This window comes from Promicromonospora sp. NPDC090134, assembly GCF_044746965.1.
In the GTDB taxonomy this organism is placed as follows: Bacteria; Actinomycetota; Actinomycetes; order Actinomycetales; family Cellulomonadaceae; genus Promicromonospora.
This window is the reverse complement of the sequence record NZ_JBIVCZ010000012.1, coordinates 14,274-31,198: the sequence shown is the minus strand read 5'-3', so window position 1 is coordinate 31,198 and position 16,925 is coordinate 14,274. Positions and strand designations below refer to the sequence as shown.

Sequence of the window (16,925 nt, the reverse complement as noted above, 5' to 3'; positions counted from 1 at the left end):
GGAACCGGGTGCGCCGTCCCGGAACGAAACCCAAGGAGCACCCCCGTGTCCCACAGTCCTGCCCGCAGGGCCGCCCGGCGCCCCCGCGCCGCCGTCGTCACCGCGCTCGCCGCGCTCACCGCCCTGACCGCCGCCGGGTGCGCCGGCCCGAGCGTCGGCGCGGCCGGCGGCTCCGACGAGGCGTCGGCCGAGGCCGTCGACTGGTCGCAGGTCGAGCCCGCCCAGGAGATCACCTGGTGGAGCAACCACCCGGGTGCGTCCCAGGAGGTCGAGCAGCAGCTCATCGACGACTTCAAGGCCGAGACGGGCATCAGCGTCAAGCTGGTCACCGCCGGCGCCGACTACGACGAGGTCGCCCAGCGCTTCCAGGCCGCCTCGCAGACGGACGACCTGCCGGACCTGGTCATCGCCTCGGACGTGTGGTGGTTCCGCTACCACCTGAACGACCAGATCATGCCGGTCGACGACGTCATGGAGTTCCTGGACGCCGACGCCGCCGACTTCCAGCCCGCGCTCTACTCCGACTACGAGTACGAGGGCCAGCACTGGGCCGTGCCGTACGCCCGCTCGACGCCGCTGTTCTACTACAACAAGGACCTGTGGGAGGCCGCCGGCCTGCCCGACCGCGGCCCGGAGACCTGGGCCGAGCTCGAGGAGTGGGACGCCTCCCTGAAGAAGGAGGTGCCCGAGAAGGGCTCGACGTTCGGCCTGTCGACCGGCCCGTCGTGGGGCGCCTGGTGGTTCGAGAACATGATCTGGGGCCAGGGCGGGGCGTACTCCGACGGCTTCGAGCTCACCCTCGACACCCCCGAGGCGATCGCGGGCGGCCAGTTCGTGCACGACCTCTTCCACAAGTCCGGCGTGGCCACCCTGTCGGCCGACGACGCGATGGCCGACTTCTCCTCCGGCCTCATCGCCTCCACCATCGGCTCCACGGGCTCGCTCAAGGGCGCCCTCGACGCCGCGAAGTTCGAGGTGGGCACGGCCTACCTGCCCGACGGCCCGCAGGGCGGCGGCACCCCGACCGGTGGCACCGGCCTGGCCATCCCGTCGTCCAAGACGCCGGAGGAGCAGCTCGCGGCCGCGATGTTCCTTCAGTTCCTCACGAACACCGAGAACACCGCCACGTTCTCGCAGAGCACCGGCTACATGCCCGTGCGGACCTCCGCCGTGGAGAGCGACACGATGAAGGCCACCTACGAGGAGACGCCGCAGTTCCGCACCGCGGTGGACCAGCTCGCCGACAAGGCCCGCAAGCAGGACGACGTCCGCGTCTTCGTGCCCGGGGCCGACGCCCTGCTCAACGACGCGCTCGAGCAGATCATCATCGAGGGCGCCGACCCGGCCACGGCGTTCGAGTCGGTGACGCCGCGCATCGAGACGGCGTACACCGAGAACGTCGAGCCCTACCTCGCCGCGCAGGACTGACGTGACCGCGCCGACCACCGGGCCGCCCGGCGTCCCGGTGGTCGGCGCGTCCCCCGGAACGTGGTTGAATCGCGCCGTGCTGACAGCGACCGAGCGGCCGCAGCGGATCATGATCGTCACCGACGCCTGGGAACCACAGGTGAACGGCGTGGCCACGGCGCTCTCGCGCACCGTGGCCGAGCTGCGCCGGATGGGCTGCGCGGTCGAGGTGGTCACGCCGTGGGACGGCTACCGGACGATCCCCCTGATCACCTACTCCGAGATCCGGGTGCCGATCATGGCGCGCGACGACGTGGAGCGGCGCTTCCTGGAGTTCGCGCCCGACGCCGTGCACATCGCCACCGAGGGTCCGCTCGGCTGGTACGCACGCGCCGTCTGCGACCACTTCGGCTTCCCCTTCACCTCCAGCTACCACACCCAGTTCCCGGAGTACGTGAGCGCGCGCTGGTCGTGGATCCCGCTGTGGGCGGGCTACCGCTACGTGCGCAAGTTCCACGACAAGTCCGGCGCCGTGCTGGTGGCGACGCCGACCATGCGCGAGCAGCTCACCCAGTGGCGCATCAGGAACGTGACGCCGTGGAGCCTCGGCGTGGACACGGAACAGTTCCACCCCCGGCGTCGGGGCGCCGACCCGGGAACCGGCGCCACCGGGACCGGCGTCCACCGCGACGTGCCCGGGCCCGTCTTCCTGTACGTGGGGCGGCTGGCCGTGGAGAAGAACGTCGAGGCGTTCCTCGACCTGGACCTGCCGGGCTCGAAGGTGGTGGTGGGCGACGGGCCGGCGCGCGCCGACCTGGAGGCCGCCTACCCCGACGCCCACTTCCGGGGCCGCCGCTCGGGCGACGACCTGGCCCAGCACTTCGCCGACGCCGACGTGCTCGTCTTCCCGAGCCGCACCGACACGTTCGGCCTGGTCATCCTGGAGGCCATGGCCTCGGGCACACCCGTGGCCGGCTTCGACGCGCCGGGTCCGCGCGACCTCATCCCGGGCTCCGGCGCGGGCGCCGTCGACGACGACCTGCGCGCGGCCTGCCTCGCCGCGCTGGCGTGCTCCCGCGAGGAGACGCGCCGGTACGCGGAGCTGTTCTCCTGGCGAGCCTGCGCCGAGGCGTTCTACGACCGGCTCGCCGTGCCGCCCCCACCGGTGCGCGAACGCGTCTGGGTGCGCGGGATGCACCGGCTGCCGAGCCTCGGCCTGACCGGGCTGAGCATGCCGAGCCTGACCATGCCCAGCCTGACGCTGCCGCACCTGACCCGGCCGACGTTCAACCTGCCGAGCCTGCCGGCCCTGCCCAGCCTGACGCTGCCCGGCCGCGTCGCCCGGCTCCCCGAGCTGCTGCCCGCCGGCATCCCGCGCACGGTCGGCCGGGCGGTCACCCGGGTCCGGCGCATCGTTACAGACCGACCCACTCGGACTCGCCGTCCGTGAACTGCTGCTTCTTCCAGATCGGCACCTCGGCCTTGATGCGCTCCACCAGCAGGGAGCACGCCTCGAAGGCCTCCTTGCGGTGCCCGGCCGACGCCGACGCGACGAGCGCGACGTCCCCCACCACGAGGTGCCCGTAGCGGTGGGTCGCGGCGACGCGCAGGCCCGTCTCGACGCTCACCGCCTGGCACACTTTTTGGAGGACGGCGGTCGCGTCGGGGTGCGCCTCGTAGTCGAGGCTGACCACGTCGCGACCCCCGTCGTCGTCCCGCACGACGCCCCGGAACGTGACCACGGCCCCGCACTCCGGTGCGGCCACGGCGGCCTCGACCGCGCGCCCGACGGCGTCGTCGAGCACCTCCTGCGTCACGCGCACGACCTCTGCCGGCACCGCGTCGTCCATCACGTGCTCCCTCACCGGTCCCTTTCCGTCGGATGCGGCGTCACAGCGGCCACACGGCCACCTCGGCACCCGGTTCGAGCGTAGTCGCGGCCGCGGGCACGTCGATCAGCACGTCCGCGGCGGCCATCGACGCGACGAGGTGCGAGCCGGGCCCGCCGACGACGGCGACGTGCGGCGGCATACCCGCCGACGCGCCCGGCCCGGCAGTCCGCACCCAGCGCCCCCGCAGGAGCTGCCGCCGGCCCGCGGGCGAGACCACCGCGTCGTCGAGCACCGCCCGCACCCGATTCACCGGCGGCAGGCCCGCGGCCGCCCGCAGGATCTCCCGGAGGAACACCACGAACGAGACCTGCGCGCTGACCGGGTTCCCGGGGAAGGCGAGCAGCGGCCTGCCGCCGACCCGGCCGAGGCCCTGCGGGCCGCCGGGCTGCATGGCCACGGAGCGGAAGGTGACCTCCGGCAGGGCGTCCTTGACCACCTCGTAGGCGCCCTGGCTCACGCCGCCCGTGGTGAGCACCAGGTCGCAGAGCGCCGCCGCGCGCTCCAGCCCGGCGCGCACCGCCTCCGGGTCGTCGGGCAGGGCCAGACGCAGGCCCACGCGCCCGCCGGCCGCCCGGACCGCGGCCGCGAGCGCCGGGCCGTTGGCGTCGAAGATCTGGCCGGGGCCGGGCTCGCGGTCCGGCCCGACGAGCTCGCTGCCCGTGGAGACGACCGCCACCGAGACCGGGGCGACGAGCGCGAGGCGGGCGACGCCGCACGCGGCGGCGGCCGCCACGTGGTGGGGTGCGAGCACCGTACCGACGGGGAGCACCACGGTGCCGGCCGCGACGTCGGACCCGGGCTCCCGGACGAACTCGCCCGGCGCCCGGCCGCGCGTCACCGCGACGCGGTTCGCGGTGACCGCCGGGGCCGCCGCGACCCTGTTGAAGGTCCCGTGGTCGGTGTCCTCGACGGGCACCACGGCGTCCGCGCCGGCGGGGACGGGGGCGCCGGTCATGATCCGGACCGCCGTGCCCGGTGCCAGGGGGGCCGGGTCGCCGGGGGCGGCGGCGACGTCGCCCACCACGGGCAGCGTGACCGGCGCGTCGGGGGCGGCCGCGGCGACGTCGGCGGCGCGGACCGCGAAGCCGTCCATCTGCGAGTTGCGGAACCGCGGCAGCGGTTCGGGGGCCACGACGTCGCGCGCCAGCACGCGGCCGAGCACGTCGCCGTCGAGGGGCACCTCCTCGACGGGCCGCTCGACGAACGCCGCGAGCAGCTCCGCGACGTCGGCCCGGTGCTGTTCCACGTCCACGCGCTCGCTCATGTCCGCAACCTACCCGGCGAGCGGCACCGGTCGGTGGTTACCCTGGCGCGGGAACCCCGCCGCACCGGAGGATCAGCCATGTACATCCAGGCGCTGAGCAACAACGGGACCACCCCGGACGGCGCCCTGGTGCGCCGGGAGTCCGAGACCGCGGACGGCCTCCAGGTGCTCGAGTCGGTGCTGGCGATGCGCCCGATGCCCGACGTCGTGCTGCGGGCCCGGCACCGCGTGGAGTACGAGGGGAACGTGCGGCGCTGGGTGCGCTGGTCGCACCAGCGCGAGCCGGGCGGCGTGGACGTCGCGTTCGAGCGCGCCGACCTGCCGCCGGGCGTCGGGAACGGCGTGCCCTCGTTCGCCCGGTACCTGCTGGTGCTGGAGCTCGCAGCCGTCGGCTCCTGGGTCGAGTACACCCAGCTCGACGACACCGACCCCGCGCGCACGCGGCACGCGCTGCTGGTGCGCACCGACACGCAGCCGCTCGTGCTGCCCGACGGTGTCTCGGTCTCCGCGATGCGCATCGACCAGCTCCTGGACGGCAGCCCCGCGAACGCCTTCTGGTGCGACGAGCACGGCGTGCTGCAGGCCGACTACATCGAGACGTTCGCCGACGGCACCCGGATCACCGGCATCTCGTGGCGCACCAGCTGGGCGGGCGTCGAACCGTGGCTCGACCCCGAGGTGCGCGCGGCGCTCGACGCGTCGGGGATCCTGGCGTAGCGCGCGGTCAGCGGTGCAGGTGCGCCTTGTGCCCGACCGCCGCGGAGACGTCGGCCTCGGCCACGGCGAGCAGGCGGTCCGCGAGCCGGCGCAGCGCCCGGCCGGCGGCTATCTCGTCGCCGATCAGCGGTACCTCGTCGTCGTCGGGTGACTTCCTGGCGTGCCCGACGCCGCGCAGGGCGTCGGGCGGGCCGTTCATCACGGTCGCCTCCGCCGTCGTGCTGCCCGCGGCCTCGACCACGGTGATCCGCACGTCCCAGGTGAGCGCGCGCCCGCGCCGGGCCTCCGCCCAGACGCCCGAGCCCGCCTCGACCTGCGCGTCCACGTACGTGTCCCCGCCCGGGTAGACGAGCGTCTCCTCGCCCGTGTCGGACCAGCGCACCCGGTAGGGCGGCGACCCGTCGCCATGGGGGCACTCGGTCACCACGCCGTCCCGCACCACGCCGCCGACCACGCCGGAAGCGGTGACGATCCGGTCGCCCACTGCTGCTTTCATGGGGTCCTCCTCGCGTCGTTGCGATCTCCCCATCATCGCCCCGAACCCCGCGACGGGACAGACGTACCGGTTACCTGGGCGACCTCGGCGTGTGACACGGAAGTGAGAACCTGGCAGGAGAAGGGTTCGCGCGGAGGTTCGCGCGTTCGCGGACGGAGGAGGGAGCCGGGGTGCGGGATCTGCTGCCGCAGCTGCTCGACTGGTGGCGCGCCGACGAGCGCGCGGCCGTGGCCACGGTGGTGCGCACGTTCCGGTCCGCGCCGCGCGATCCGGGGGCCGCCATGGCCGTCGGCCCGGGCGGCGAGGTGATCGGCTCGGTCTCGGGCGGGTGCGTCGAGGGCGCCGTGTACGACCTCGGCCTGGAGGTCGCCGAGACCGGCCGCCCCGTGGCGGCGCGCTACGGCGTCACCGACGACGACGCCTTCGACGTGGGCCTGACCTGCGGCGGGACCATCGAGGTCTTCGTCGCTCCCCTGTCGCGGACGGCCTGGCCGGGCTTCGGTTCCTTCGCCCGGCGGGTGCTGGGTCCCTCGTCGCCCGACGGCGGTCGCGTGCCGTCGGGCGTCTGCCTCGCCACGGTCGTCGGGGCGGACGGCAGCGGCGGTGCCGGCGGCGCGCTCGGCCGGCACCTGGTCGTCCCCGGGGCGGGTGCGGATGCGCCGGACGCGCCGGACGCGCCGGAGGGAACGCTCGGGGACCCGGGCCTCGACGCGGCGGTGACCGCGGACGCCGTCGGGCAGGTCGCCGCCGGTACCTCCGCCCTGCGGGAGTACGGGCCGCACGGCGAGCGCACCGGTACGGGCACGCGGGTCTTCCTGCAGGTGTTCGCGCCGCCGCCACGGCTCCTGGTGTTCGGCGCGATCGACTTCGCGGCGGCGCTGGCGCGGGCCGGCCGGCTGCTGGGCTATCGGGTCACGGTGTGCGACGCCCGGCCGGTGTTCGCCACACCGGCCCGCTTCCCGGAGGCCGACGAGGTGGTGACCGAGTGGCCGCACCGGTACCTGGCCGCCGAGATCGCGGCGGGCCGGGTCTCCGCGCGCGACGCCGTCTGCGTGCTGACCCATGACGCCAAGTTCGACGTGCCCCTGCTGCACACGGCGCTCACCGACCTGCCGGCCGGCACGTACGTGGGCACCATGGGCTCCCGCCGCGCGCACGCCGAGCGGGCGGCCCGCCTGGTCGAGGACGGTGTGCCGCGTTCCGCGCTGACCCGGCTGCACAGCCCGATCGGCCTGGACCTGGGCGCGCGCACGCCGGACGAGACCGCCGTGTCGATCGTCGCCGAGCTGATCGCGGCCCGCTCGGGCGCCACGGCCCGCCCCCTGCGCGAGACGGACGGCCCGATCCACGGCTGAGCTCGTGTCGGCCCGTTCAGTCGCGGTGTCGCACGACGTTGATCACGTTGCCGTCCGGCGCCCGCACGAGGAACCGGCGCACGCCCCACGACTCCGTGGTCAGCGGGTGCACGATCTCGTAGCCGAGCCGCTGAGCCTCCTCGTACGCGGCGTCGACGTCCGGCGTGTGGACCGAGATGACCGAGTCCTCGGGCGACGTCGCGTCGCCCGTGACGAGCTGGACGTGCGCCCCCGTCTCGGGAGAGGTGTAGCGGGCCACCCAGCCCAGGTTGAACTCCTCGGTGCTCAGCCCGAGAAAGTCGACGTAGAAGCCCTTGGCCGTCTCGATGTCGGCCACCCGAAGGTTGGGTGTGATGCGGTTGGCACGCACGGTTCCTCCTGCTCGCGGAAATCTGAGGGCCTGTCCCGCGGCCCCGATCTAGGCTGCGGGCATGTCAGCGCACGCAACCATCGTCCCGCCCCGGCTCCGCTCCGGCGACACCGTCCGCGTCATCGCCCCCTCCAGGTCGCGGGCGATGGTCATGGAGCACGACAACACCCGCTGGATCGACGAGCGGTTCGCCGCGATGGGGCTCACGCTGACGTTCGGCGAGCACGTCGACGAGGACGACCAGTTCCGCAGCTCCTCGATCGAGCACCGGGTCGCCGACCTGCACGCCGCGTTCGCCGACCCGGCCGTCGCCGGCATCCTCACGGTCATCGGCGGGTTCAACAGCAACGAGCTGCTGCCCCACCTGGACTTCGACCTGATCGCCGCGCACCCCAAGGTGTTCTGCGGCTACTCGGACATCACCGCGCTGCAGAACGCGATCCTCGCCCGCACGGGCCTGGTCACCTACTCCGGCCCGCACTGGTCGAGCTGGGGCATGCGCGACCACTTCGAGCCCACCGGCGACTGGTTCCGCGCCGCGGTGACCGGCGACGCCCCGATCGCCGTCGAACCCTCCGGGGCCTGGACCGACGACCTGTGGTTCCTCGACCAGGACGCCCGCACCCCCGTGGCCAACGACGGCTGGTGGCGGCTGCGCCCGGGGCAGGCGTCGGGCCGGATCGTGGGCGGCAACCTCTGCACGCTCAACCTGCTCCAGGGCACCGCGAACATGCCGCCGCTCGACGGGGCACTGCTCTTCCTGGAGGACGACTTCGAGTCCGACACGGTCGCCTTTGCCCGCAACCTCACCTCCCTGCTCCAGCTGCCCGACGCCGGAGGCGTGACCGGTCTGGTGATCGGCCGGTTCCAGGCCGCCACGGGCATGACGCGGGCGGCGCTCGACGAGATCGTCGCGCGCCAGCCCGCACTGGCCGGCAAGCCGGTGCTGGCGGGCGTCGATCTCGGCCACACCAGCCCACTGCTCACGATCCCGGTCGGCGGCACGGCGGAGGTCGTCGTCGGCGAGGACGACGCAAGCCTGACGATCACCCGCCACTGACTCGCATGTCGCGAGCGGTGGCAGCGACCGCCGCCGTAAGTCAGACTCGGACGGAGTTAGTCTGGGTTACTCTGCATAAGTCAGACTAACTCCGATCCGAGTCCGACTTATGGAGTCCTGATGGCCGAGCCGATCACCCTCGAACCACACCGCTCGGCCGTAGTCCCGTGGGAGCAGACGGTGCGCGGTGGCACGGTCGACGATCGCCGGCTGAGCGAGGTGACGGTGCGCCTGCCCCCACACATCTCAGGCCTTGCTCCGACCACCAGTGCCTCCGCCTCGAGCCAGATCGAGGCCGCGTTGCGCGAGATCTCGAGCCTCGACCAGACACACGGCGAGCACCTCGATGCTCTTTCGGCTCTGCTCCTACGCAACGAGTCCGTCGCATCGTCCAAGATCGAACACGTCGTGGCGTCGATCGACGACTTCGCGCGTGCCCTGCACGGCAGCCGGGCCAACGCATCGGCGACTTCCATGGTGGCCTCGACCAACGCACTCGACCACCTGATCGCCTCGGTGGCCGGTGGGACCGACCTGACGCTCGCCAACATCCACCGGGCGCACGCCGCACTCATGGCGGACGACCCGTACGAGAAGGACTACGCCGGCCGCTTCCGTGACATGCAGAACTGGATCGGTGGTTCTGACTACTCGCCGCGTGGGGCGCTCTTCGTACCCCCACCCGCGGAGACGGTCGACGAGTACATGGACGACCTCATCCGGTTCGCGAACCGGGACGACCTCAGCGCGCTGGTCCAGGCGGCCTTCGTCCACGCGCAGTTCGAGTCCATCCATCCGTACACGGACGGCAACGGACGCATCGGGCGTGCGCTCGTGAACACCGTCCTTCGTCGGCGCGGCGTCACGTCGCGCGTGGTCGTCCCGCTGGCGTCCGCTCTGGTCGCGCGACGCGACGACTACTTCGACACCCTGGATGCGTATCGCGACGGCGATGCCGGCCCGGTCGTGCAGGGATTCACCGCCGCCGCCGCGATCGCGGCGCAGGAGTCGCGGATCACCGCGGACCGGATCTCCACCATGCCCGGGACCTGGGCCGACGCGGCGGGCCGACCTCGTCGAGGAAGCGCCGCCGCCGACCTGCTGGGCGCTCTACCCGCTCACCCGGTCTTCTCGTCGGAAGACGCCGAGGACATGACCCGTGCCGGGACATCCACGGTGTACGCCGCGATCAGCCGGCTGCACGACGCCGGCGTCATCCGGCCGCTCACAGACCGCACACGGAACCAGGTCTGGGGCACGGTCGCCCTGCTCGACGAGCTCGGCGACCTCGGCCTCCGGATCGGGATCCGCGCCAGGGCAATGTGAACGCGCCTCCGAGCACCAGCACAGTCAGCCTCGGAGCCCTCCGTCCGCCGTCGGCGAACCCGGAAATTGAGTCGGGTCGACTCAGGTTGTACCCGTCATCAGACCCGTCCGGAGGAGGACATCATGACCACAGTTCTTACCCGTTCCCCGTTCGCCAGCACCTGGCTCCGCGAGCCGTGGAGCCAGCAGCTCGGCGTCACCGAGGGCGTCGTGCCCGCGGCTGACGTCTACCGTGAGGGCGAGGACCTCGTCGCCCGCCTCGACCTGCCGGGCGTGAACCCGGCCGACGACATCACCGTCGAGGTCGAGGGCCGCAAGCTCGTCGTCCGCGGCGAGCGCAAGGACCAGCGCTCGGAGGAGTCCGAGGGCCGCCGCATCTCGGAGGTCCGCTTCGGATCCTTCCGCCGCGTCGTCACGCTGCCCAAGGCCGTGGACGGCGACGTCGTCCGCGCGTCCTACGACGCGGGCGTGCTGACGGTCACCGTGCCGGGCGTCTTCGCCGGCACCACGCCGCAGCGCATCGAGGTCACCACCGCCGCCTGATCCCCTCAGACAGGCAAAGTTGGCAGCAGGCAAGGGACCGAACTCATCGAGTTCGGTCCCTTGTCGTGAGATCGGTCCATCGACCGACCGATCTAGAAGCAACGGACCGATCTCGTCTGCGCCGCCCGCTAGGGGCGGGCCAGGGCTGCCGCTCCGATCACCGTCGCGTCGCCGCCCTGGACGGCCCGGCGCACCTCGACCGTGTGCCCGGAGACCGGCGGCTCGTCGTCCAGCCGGGCCCGGATCGCGGGTTCCAGCAGGTCCCAGGCGTGGGTCAGCCCGCCGCCCACCACCACGTGCCCGACGTCGAGCAGCGCCGCCAGCACCAGGACCGCCGACCCGACCGCGTGGCCGGCGTCGGCGAGCACCCGGAGCGCCGCCTCGTCCCCGGCTCGTGCGCGGGCCTCGATCTCCGCGGCGCCGACGCCGTCCGCCGCGGCCGAGCCCGCCCCGACCAGCTCCGCGTACCGCCGCTCCACCGAGCGCCCGGACGCGAGCGTCTCCAGGTGCCCGCGCTGGCCGCAGGTGCACCGCGCGTCGCCGAACCCGGGCATGTGCCCGATCTCCCCGGCGGCACCCGCGCCGCGGTACAGCGCGCCGTCCAGCCAGATCGCTCCCCCGACACCGGTCCCGAGCGCGATGCCCGCCGCCGACCGGACGCCGCGGACGGCGCCCCAGGTCGCCTCGCCCACGAGGAACGAGTCCACGTCGTTCGCGACGGTCACCGGCAGCCCTGTCCGGGCCGCGAGCCCCGAGCGCAGGTTCGTGCCCACCCAGTCCACGAAGGAGTCGCTGGCTGCCAGCACCTCGCCCGTCACCGGGTCGACGACGCCCGCCGCCCCGACCCCGACGCCGACTGCGCTCCGCCCCGCCGTCGCGGACGCCCGCGCGACCAGCTCCGCCGCGACGTCGAGCATGGCCTGGCCGCCCGACGGCGTGGGCGCGGTCGCCGAGGCGAGCACCTCGCCGTCGGGCGTCACCAGGGCGGCGCGGATCTTGGTGCCGCCGATGTCGACGCCCGCCGTGGGCGCGTCCGTCACCGGTCCTCGCCCGTGCCGGCGAGCCGCAGGCGCGCCGCGCGCCGGTCCCGCTGCGCCAGCGGGTCCGGCGTCGGCACCGAGGCCAGCAGCTCCGCGGTGTACAGCTCGCGAGGCGCGCTGAACACCTCCGCCGTCGCGCCGCTCTCCACGAGGCGGCCCGAGCGCAGCACGGCCACGCGGTCGGTCAGCTCGTGCACCACGCCCAGGTCGTGGCTGATGAAGAGGCAGCCGAACCCCAGCTCCGCGTGCAGGTCGCGCAGCACCTGCAGCACCTCGGCCTGCACGGACACGTCCAGCGCGCTCGTCGGCTCGTCGGCCACCAGCAGGCGGGGGCGCAGCGCGAGCGCGCGGGCGAGCCCGATGCGCTGCCGCTGCCCGCCGGAGAACTCGTGCGGGTAGCGCCGCTCGGCGCCCGCCGGCAGCCGGACGGCGTCCAGCAGCTCCCGCACCCGCGCCCGCTTCTCGGCCGGGGACAGCCGCCGCCCGTCCCGGCCGTGGATCGCCAGCGGCTCCGCGATCGACTCGCCCACCAGTCGGCGCGGGTCGAGCGACCCGCCCGGGTCCTGGAACACCACGCCGACGTCGGCCAGCAGGCGCCGGCGCGCCCGGCCGCGCGCCCGCGCCACCGACGTCCCGAGCAGCAGCACCTCGCCCTCGGACGGCGCGAGCAGGCCCAGGCACGCCCGGCCCGCCGTCGACTTGCCCGAGCCGGACTCGCCGACCAGGCCCAGCATCTCGCCCGCGCGCACGGTCAGGTCGAGGCGCTCGACGGCGCGCACGTGGCGGCCCTGCACCCGGTAGTCGAGGCTGACGCCGCGCAGGTCGAGCACGACCTCGCGGTCGTCGGCGGGAACCTCGGCCGGCGGCTCGGCCGGCGGCGCCGCCGGCACCGCGTCCAGCAGCGCCCGCGTGTACTCGTGCGCCGGGGCGAGCAGCACCTGCTCCACCGGCCCGTGCTCCACGATCCGGCCGCCGCTCATCACGGCCACCTCGTCGGCGAGGTCGGCGACCACGCCCATGTTGTGCGTGACCAGCAGCAGCGCCGTGTCGTGCTGCGCCACCAGCCCACGCAGCAGGTCGAGGATCCCGGCCTGCACCGTCACGTCGAGCGCCGTGGTCGGCTCGTCCGCGACGATCAGCCGCGGCTCGCAGGCCAGGGCGATCGCGATGACCACGCGCTGCCGCTGCCCGCCGGACAGCTCGTGCGGGTACTGCCCCGCCCGCCGCTCCGGCTCGGGGATGCCCACCGACCGCAGCAGCTCCACCGCCCGCTCCCGGGCGACGGCGCGCGGCACGCGCTCGTGGTTCAGCACCGCCTCGGCGACCTGGTCACCGAGGGTCATGGTCGGGTTCAGCGCCGTCATCGGCTCCTGGAACACCATGGACGCCACGCGGCCGCGCAGGTCCACGAGCTGCTCCTCGGGGGTGGTCACGACGTCGCGCAGGCCGGCGCCGTCGGCCAGCTCGACCGAGCCCGACACCCGGGCCGTCGCGGGCAGCAGGCCCAGGACGGACAGCGAGGTGACGCTCTTGCCGGAGCCGGACTCGCCCACCAGCGCCACCACCCGGCCGCGGCGGACCTCCAGGTCGATGCCGCGCACCGCCGCCACCTCCCCGGAGTCGGTGGAGAAGGTGACGTTCAGGTCCGCGATGCGCAGGACGACGTCGCTCATGTAGTCCTCCCCTTCACGTCGACGACGTCCCGCAGCCCGTCGCCCACGAAGTTCAGGGCGCAGACCACGATCACGATCGCGAGGCCCGGCGGCAGGATGAGCCACCACGCGCCCTGGTAGATGTAGTTGATGCCGTCGTTGAGCATGGCGCCCCAGTCGGTCGTGGGCGGCTGGACGCCCATCCCGAGAAAGCTGATGTAGGCCACGAGCAGGATGGCGTCGGCCACCTGGAAGGTCGCGTTCACCACCACGGTGCCCACGGTGTTGGGGATGACGTGCGTCAGCACGGTGCGGCGGTGCGTGGCACCCATCGCGCGGGCCGCCACCACGTAGTCGCGCGTGCGGACCGACAGGGCCTCGGCCCGGATCAGCCGCGCGGGGACCAGCCAGGACACCAGGCCCAGCACCACGATCATCATGCCGACCGTGGGCCGCACGATGGTGGAGAGCACCAGCAGCAGGAAGATCGCGGGGATCGCGATCCCGGCGTCGACCACGCGCATCATGACGGCGTCCACCACGCCGCCCACGTACCCGGCGACGGCGCCCCAGAGGGTGCCGACCACGGTCGCGAGCGCCCCGGCCAGCACGCCGACCAGGAGCGACACCCGGCCGGCCACCATCAGCCGGCCCAGGTTGTCGTAGCCGAGCGCGTCGGTGCCGAGCGGGTGCCCGTCGACGCCGGGCGCCAGGTTGGCGGCGCCCAGGTCGGTCGCCACCTGCTCGGTGGGGTACACGAGCGGACCGACGAGCACGAACAGCACCAGCACGGCGAGCGCCACGGCGCCCACCACGGCGAGCCGGTTGCGGGCGAACCTGCGCAGCCCCGTCATCGCAGGCCTCCGCGGGTGCGCGGGTCCAGGAGGGCCTGGAGCAGGTCGGCCAGCAGCGAGCCCACCACGGTGGCCACCGAGATGACGAGCACGCAGCCCAGCAGCACCGGGAAGTCGCTGCTCTGCGCGGCGCTCCAGAACAGCAGGCCCATGCCCGGGTAGTTGAAGAGCTGCTCCACCACGAGCGCGCCGCCGAACATGACGGGGAGGTAGTAGCCGAGCATCGCGACGACGGGCGTCAGCGAGTTGCGCAGCACGTGCCGCAGCACGACGCTCCGGTAGGCCGTGCCCTTGGCGCGGGCGGTGCGCACGTAGTCCTCACCGAGGTTGTCCAGGGTCGAGGACCGCATGTAGCGGCTGAACGTCGCGACGATCGGCACGGCGCCCGTGAGCACGGGCAGCACGAGCCCGGCCGGCTGGGCCAGCACCTCGGCGATCCCGGTGCCCTGCGGCGCCGCCGCGGGGAACAGCCCGGCGTTCTGGCTGAGCAGCAGGATCAGGAGCATCCCGAGAAAGAACGTGGGGGTCGAGTAGGCGACGATCGCCAGCGTGGACAGCCAGTAGTCGACGGCGCGGTTGCGGCGCACGGCCTGGTAGACGCCGGCGGGCACGGCGATCAGCACCGCGACCACGAGCGAGAGCCCGGTCAGCAGCAGCGTCTTGGACAGCCGCAGCGCGATCGCGTCGGAGACCGACTGGTTGAGCAGGTACGACTCGCCGAGGTCGCCCGTCAGTGAGCGCCCGAGGAACGAGAGGTACTGGAGCACCACGGGCTGGTCCAGGCCGTTGGCGGCCTCGAAGGCCGCGATCTGCTCGGGGGTGGCCTGCTGGCCGAGCACGCCGCGGGCGGGCCCGCCGGGCAGCGCGTGCAGCAGCGCGAACACGATGACGCTGACCACGAGGATCACGGCGAGCGCCTGGAGCACGCGGCGGACCAGGAAGCGGCCGAAGCCGCCGCGGGCTGCCCTGACGGGCGCGGGCGCGGCGGCTCCGGCTTCGACGGTCCCGCTCTGCGCGGGGATGGCTGTCGTCATGTCAGCCGGCCCAGCTCCAGCGCTGCGGGTGGAAGCTGGCGAGCGGGTCCTGCGTGGTGCCCTCCAGGCCGTCCTTGATCACCGAGACCTGGTAGACGGGGTTCGGCAGCCACATGACCGGCAGGTTCTCGGCGCCGAACTTCGAGTACTCCTGCATGACCGACGGGTCGGTGCTCTCGGTGGAGTCGTGCATGAGGGTGTCGAACTCGTCGTCCGAGTACGAGCCGAAGTTCGACGCGGCGCCCGTGCCGAACACGCGCTCGCCGCTCGGGTAGCCGCCGAAGTACCAGCTCCCGGCGGTGCCGAAGAACGGCAGCTCCCAGTCGCAGTCCGCCTGGTCCGCGGTGCACGGGGCGATGGAGGACAGCACCGTGTTCAGCGGCGCGCTCTCGATGGTGACGCCCACGCCGGCCTGCTCGAAGGTGGACTTGATCTCGGCGAACATGTTGTCGGTCTCGGCCGAGCCGCTCTGCGTCAGGATGGTGATCGCGAGCTGCTGGCCCTTCTCGATGTCCGCGCCGCACTCGTCGGCGCCGTCGCCCGGGCTGGTGCACTCCAGCACGCCGTCGGGACCCGCCGTCCAGCCGTGGTCGGCCAGCAGCGTGGCCGCGGCCTCCGGGTCGAACGGGTACGGGTTGGTCTTCTGCTCCTCGGAGAGGAAGTCGCTCTCGGGGTTCTGCGGCACGGGGCCGTAGCCCGGCAGCGCGGCGCCCTTCCAGATGACGTCGGAGATCTGCTCCTGGTCCACGAGGTGCTGCAGGGCCTGGCGCACGTAGAGCTGGCGGTAGACCGGACCCAGCTCGGGGTGGTTGAAGTTGTACGGCAGGTAGGTGATGGACCAGCCCGCCCACGGCTCGACGGCGTAGCCGAGCGACTCGTACTGCTCCGGCGCGTCCAGGCCCGTGGTCGGGATGTACCCGTAGTCGACGGCGCCGGAGCGCACCGCGTTCACCTCGGCGTCGGTCGAGGTGTACGGCAGCAGGTTGACGGTGTCGATCGAGGCGGCGTCGTCGCCGTCGTACTTCTCGTTCTTCGTCAGCTCGACCTGGCCGCTGTCCGTGAACCCGGTCAGGGAGTACGGGCCGTTGATGGTCTGCCACAGCGGGTTGGACTCGTAGGTGCCCAGGTCCTCGCTCTGCGTCACGAGGTAGTCGAAGATCGCCTTCGCGCCGTCCTTCGTCCCGGCGAGCGCCGGGTCGGGCTCGTCGCCGTCGGCGGCCTTGGCCCAGGCGTGGGCGGGCAGCGGCACGACGAGCGTGAGCTGGGAGGCCTGCAGCCACTCCGGGTTGTAGACCTTGTCGAAGGTGAGCTCGACCGTCTTCTCGTCGGGCGTGGCCACGTCGGTGACGTTGTCGGGCATGCGGCCCTCGGAGTAGCTGGCCCAGACGTCCGTGTTGGCCTTCACGAGGTCGAACCAGAACTTCACGTCCGCCGAGGTGACGGGCTCGCCGTCGCTCCAGGTGCGGTCGTCGAGCGTGATCGTCACGGTGCGGGCGTCGTCGGAGAAGGTGATCTCGTCGGCGAGATCGGCGCTCGCCACGCGCCCCACCTCCCCCTCGGAGCCGTCGTAGGCCACCAGGGGCTCCCAGAGGGTGCGCATGATGGCGGAGTTGTGGGTCGCGAGCTTGCCCGCGATGCCCAGCGGCACGATCCAGTTGGGGGTCGCGTTGGCGGGCAGGGCGTAGTTCACGTCGGTACGGGCGGCGGACGTGTCCGCACCGGAGGACGTCGAGCATCCGGCGAGGAGGGCGACGGCGGCGGTCGCGCCGACGGCCAGCCGTGCGGCCCGTCCGGCATGCGTGGTGCGCATCTGGGTCTCCTTGGTCTGCGGGGGCTGACGACGCCGGGGCCTGTGCGGCACGGGGCACTTGTTTCGTCAGCCGAATAATGGAGCACCGTAGACGTACAAAGTTTC

16 protein-coding genes are annotated in these 16,925 nt (G+C 73.3%); 7 read left to right on the top strand and 9 right to left on the bottom strand.

Annotated elements, in window-relative coordinates:
* The first annotated feature begins 45 nt into the window (after positions 1 to 45).
* Positions 46 to 1,428, top strand: a complete 1,383-nt coding sequence (locus ACIPN7_RS25775) for an ABC transporter substrate-binding protein (RefSeq protein ID WP_400549334.1) — start codon at positions 46 to 48, stop codon at positions 1,426 to 1,428.
* A gap of 76 nt (positions 1,429 to 1,504) precedes the next feature.
* Positions 1,505 to 2,857, top strand: a complete 1,353-nt coding sequence (locus ACIPN7_RS25770; RefSeq protein WP_400549332.1) for a glycosyltransferase family 4 protein — start codon at positions 1,505 to 1,507, stop codon at positions 2,855 to 2,857.
* Here ACIPN7_RS25770 and ACIPN7_RS25765 read toward each other — a convergent pair.
* Positions 2,823 to 3,257 carry a molybdenum cofactor biosynthesis protein MoaE gene (locus ACIPN7_RS25765; protein WP_400549330.1) on the bottom strand — a complete coding sequence of 145 codons (435 nt, stop codon included), beginning with the start codon at positions 3,255 to 3,257 and terminating at the stop codon, positions 2,823 to 2,825. The genes ACIPN7_RS25770 and ACIPN7_RS25765 overlap by 35 nt on opposite strands.
* A 40-nt stretch (positions 3,258 to 3,297) precedes the next feature.
* Entirely contained in the window at positions 3,298 to 4,563 is a 1,266-nt protein-coding gene (gene glp, locus ACIPN7_RS25760; RefSeq protein ID WP_400549329.1) for a gephyrin-like molybdotransferase Glp, read from the bottom strand.
* Positions 4,564 to 4,641: 78 nt separating this feature from the next.
* On the opposite strand from glp, the gene ACIPN7_RS25755 reads away from it, so the two are divergent.
* A complete protein-coding gene (locus tag ACIPN7_RS25755) occupies positions 4,642 to 5,280 on the top strand; it encodes a hypothetical protein (protein ID WP_400549327.1) in 639 nt (212 codons plus the stop codon).
* A 7-nt stretch (positions 5,281 to 5,287) separates the two neighbouring features.
* Here the strand turns inward: ACIPN7_RS25755 and ACIPN7_RS25750 are convergent, their stop codons facing one another.
* Complete coding sequence (locus ACIPN7_RS25750; RefSeq protein ID WP_400549325.1) at positions 5,288 to 5,776, bottom strand: dsRBD fold-containing protein; 489 nt, start codon at positions 5,774 to 5,776, stop codon at positions 5,288 to 5,290.
* 170 nt (positions 5,777 to 5,946) lie between these two features.
* Here ACIPN7_RS25750 and ACIPN7_RS25745 point away from each other — a divergent pair, with 170 nt between their 5' ends.
* Positions 5,947 to 7,131, top strand: coding sequence for an XdhC family protein (locus tag ACIPN7_RS25745; RefSeq protein ID WP_400549323.1), 1,185 nt, complete (start codon positions 5,947 to 5,949; stop codon positions 7,129 to 7,131).
* 16 nt (positions 7,132 to 7,147) lie between these two features.
* Here ACIPN7_RS25745 and ACIPN7_RS25740 read toward each other — a convergent pair whose 3' ends face one another.
* A complete protein-coding gene (locus ACIPN7_RS25740) occupies positions 7,148 to 7,501 on the bottom strand; it encodes a glyoxalase superfamily protein (protein WP_400549321.1) in 354 nt (117 codons plus the stop codon).
* A 61-nt stretch (positions 7,502 to 7,562) separates the two neighbouring features.
* Here ACIPN7_RS25740 and ACIPN7_RS25735 point away from each other — a divergent pair, with 61 nt between their 5' ends.
* The 3 genes from ACIPN7_RS25735 to ACIPN7_RS25725 all read left to right on the top strand — a co-directional run bounded on the left by ACIPN7_RS25735 (position 7,563) and on the right by ACIPN7_RS25725 (position 10,430).
* Positions 7,563 to 8,561, top strand: a complete 999-nt coding sequence (locus ACIPN7_RS25735) for a S66 peptidase family protein (protein WP_400549319.1) — start codon at positions 7,563 to 7,565, stop codon at positions 8,559 to 8,561.
* Between the two features lie 120 nt (positions 8,562 to 8,681).
* A complete protein-coding gene (locus ACIPN7_RS25730; RefSeq protein WP_400549317.1) occupies positions 8,682 to 9,887 on the top strand; it encodes a Fic family protein in 1,206 nt (401 codons plus the stop codon).
* Positions 9,888 to 10,010: 123 nt separating this feature from the next.
* Complete coding sequence (locus ACIPN7_RS25725) at positions 10,011 to 10,430, top strand: Hsp20/alpha crystallin family protein (RefSeq protein WP_400549315.1); 420 nt, start codon at positions 10,011 to 10,013, stop codon at positions 10,428 to 10,430.
* Positions 10,431 to 10,558: 128 nt separating this feature from the next.
* On the opposite strand, the gene ACIPN7_RS25720 is transcribed toward ACIPN7_RS25725, so the two are convergent.
* Genes ACIPN7_RS25720 through ACIPN7_RS25700 form a run of 5 tightly spaced genes read right to left on the bottom strand, consistent with a single transcriptional unit; the run spans position 10,559 to position 16,820 of the window.
* Positions 10,559 to 11,470, bottom strand: coding sequence for an ROK family protein (locus ACIPN7_RS25720; protein ID WP_400549313.1), 912 nt, complete (start codon positions 11,468 to 11,470; stop codon positions 10,559 to 10,561).
* Entirely contained in the window at positions 11,467 to 13,143 is a 1,677-nt protein-coding gene (locus ACIPN7_RS25715) for a dipeptide ABC transporter ATP-binding protein (RefSeq protein ID WP_400549311.1), read from the bottom strand. The genes ACIPN7_RS25720 and ACIPN7_RS25715 overlap by 4 nt, the downstream gene beginning before the upstream one ends.
* Positions 13,140 to 13,976: an ABC transporter permease gene (locus tag ACIPN7_RS25710; protein WP_400549309.1), complete on the bottom strand. Its 837-nt coding sequence runs from the start codon at positions 13,974 to 13,976 to the stop codon at positions 13,140 to 13,142. The genes ACIPN7_RS25715 and ACIPN7_RS25710 overlap by 4 nt, the downstream gene beginning before the upstream one ends.
* Positions 13,973 to 15,010, bottom strand: a complete 1,038-nt coding sequence (locus ACIPN7_RS25705) for an ABC transporter permease (protein WP_400549307.1) — start codon at positions 15,008 to 15,010, stop codon at positions 13,973 to 13,975. The genes ACIPN7_RS25710 and ACIPN7_RS25705 overlap by 4 nt, the downstream gene beginning before the upstream one ends.
* A gap of 1 nt (position 15,011) precedes the next feature.
* Positions 15,012 to 16,820, bottom strand: a complete 1,809-nt coding sequence (locus tag ACIPN7_RS25700) for a peptide ABC transporter substrate-binding protein (protein ID WP_400549305.1) — start codon at positions 16,818 to 16,820, stop codon at positions 15,012 to 15,014.
* Between the last annotated feature and the right edge of the window lie 105 nt (positions 16,821 to 16,925).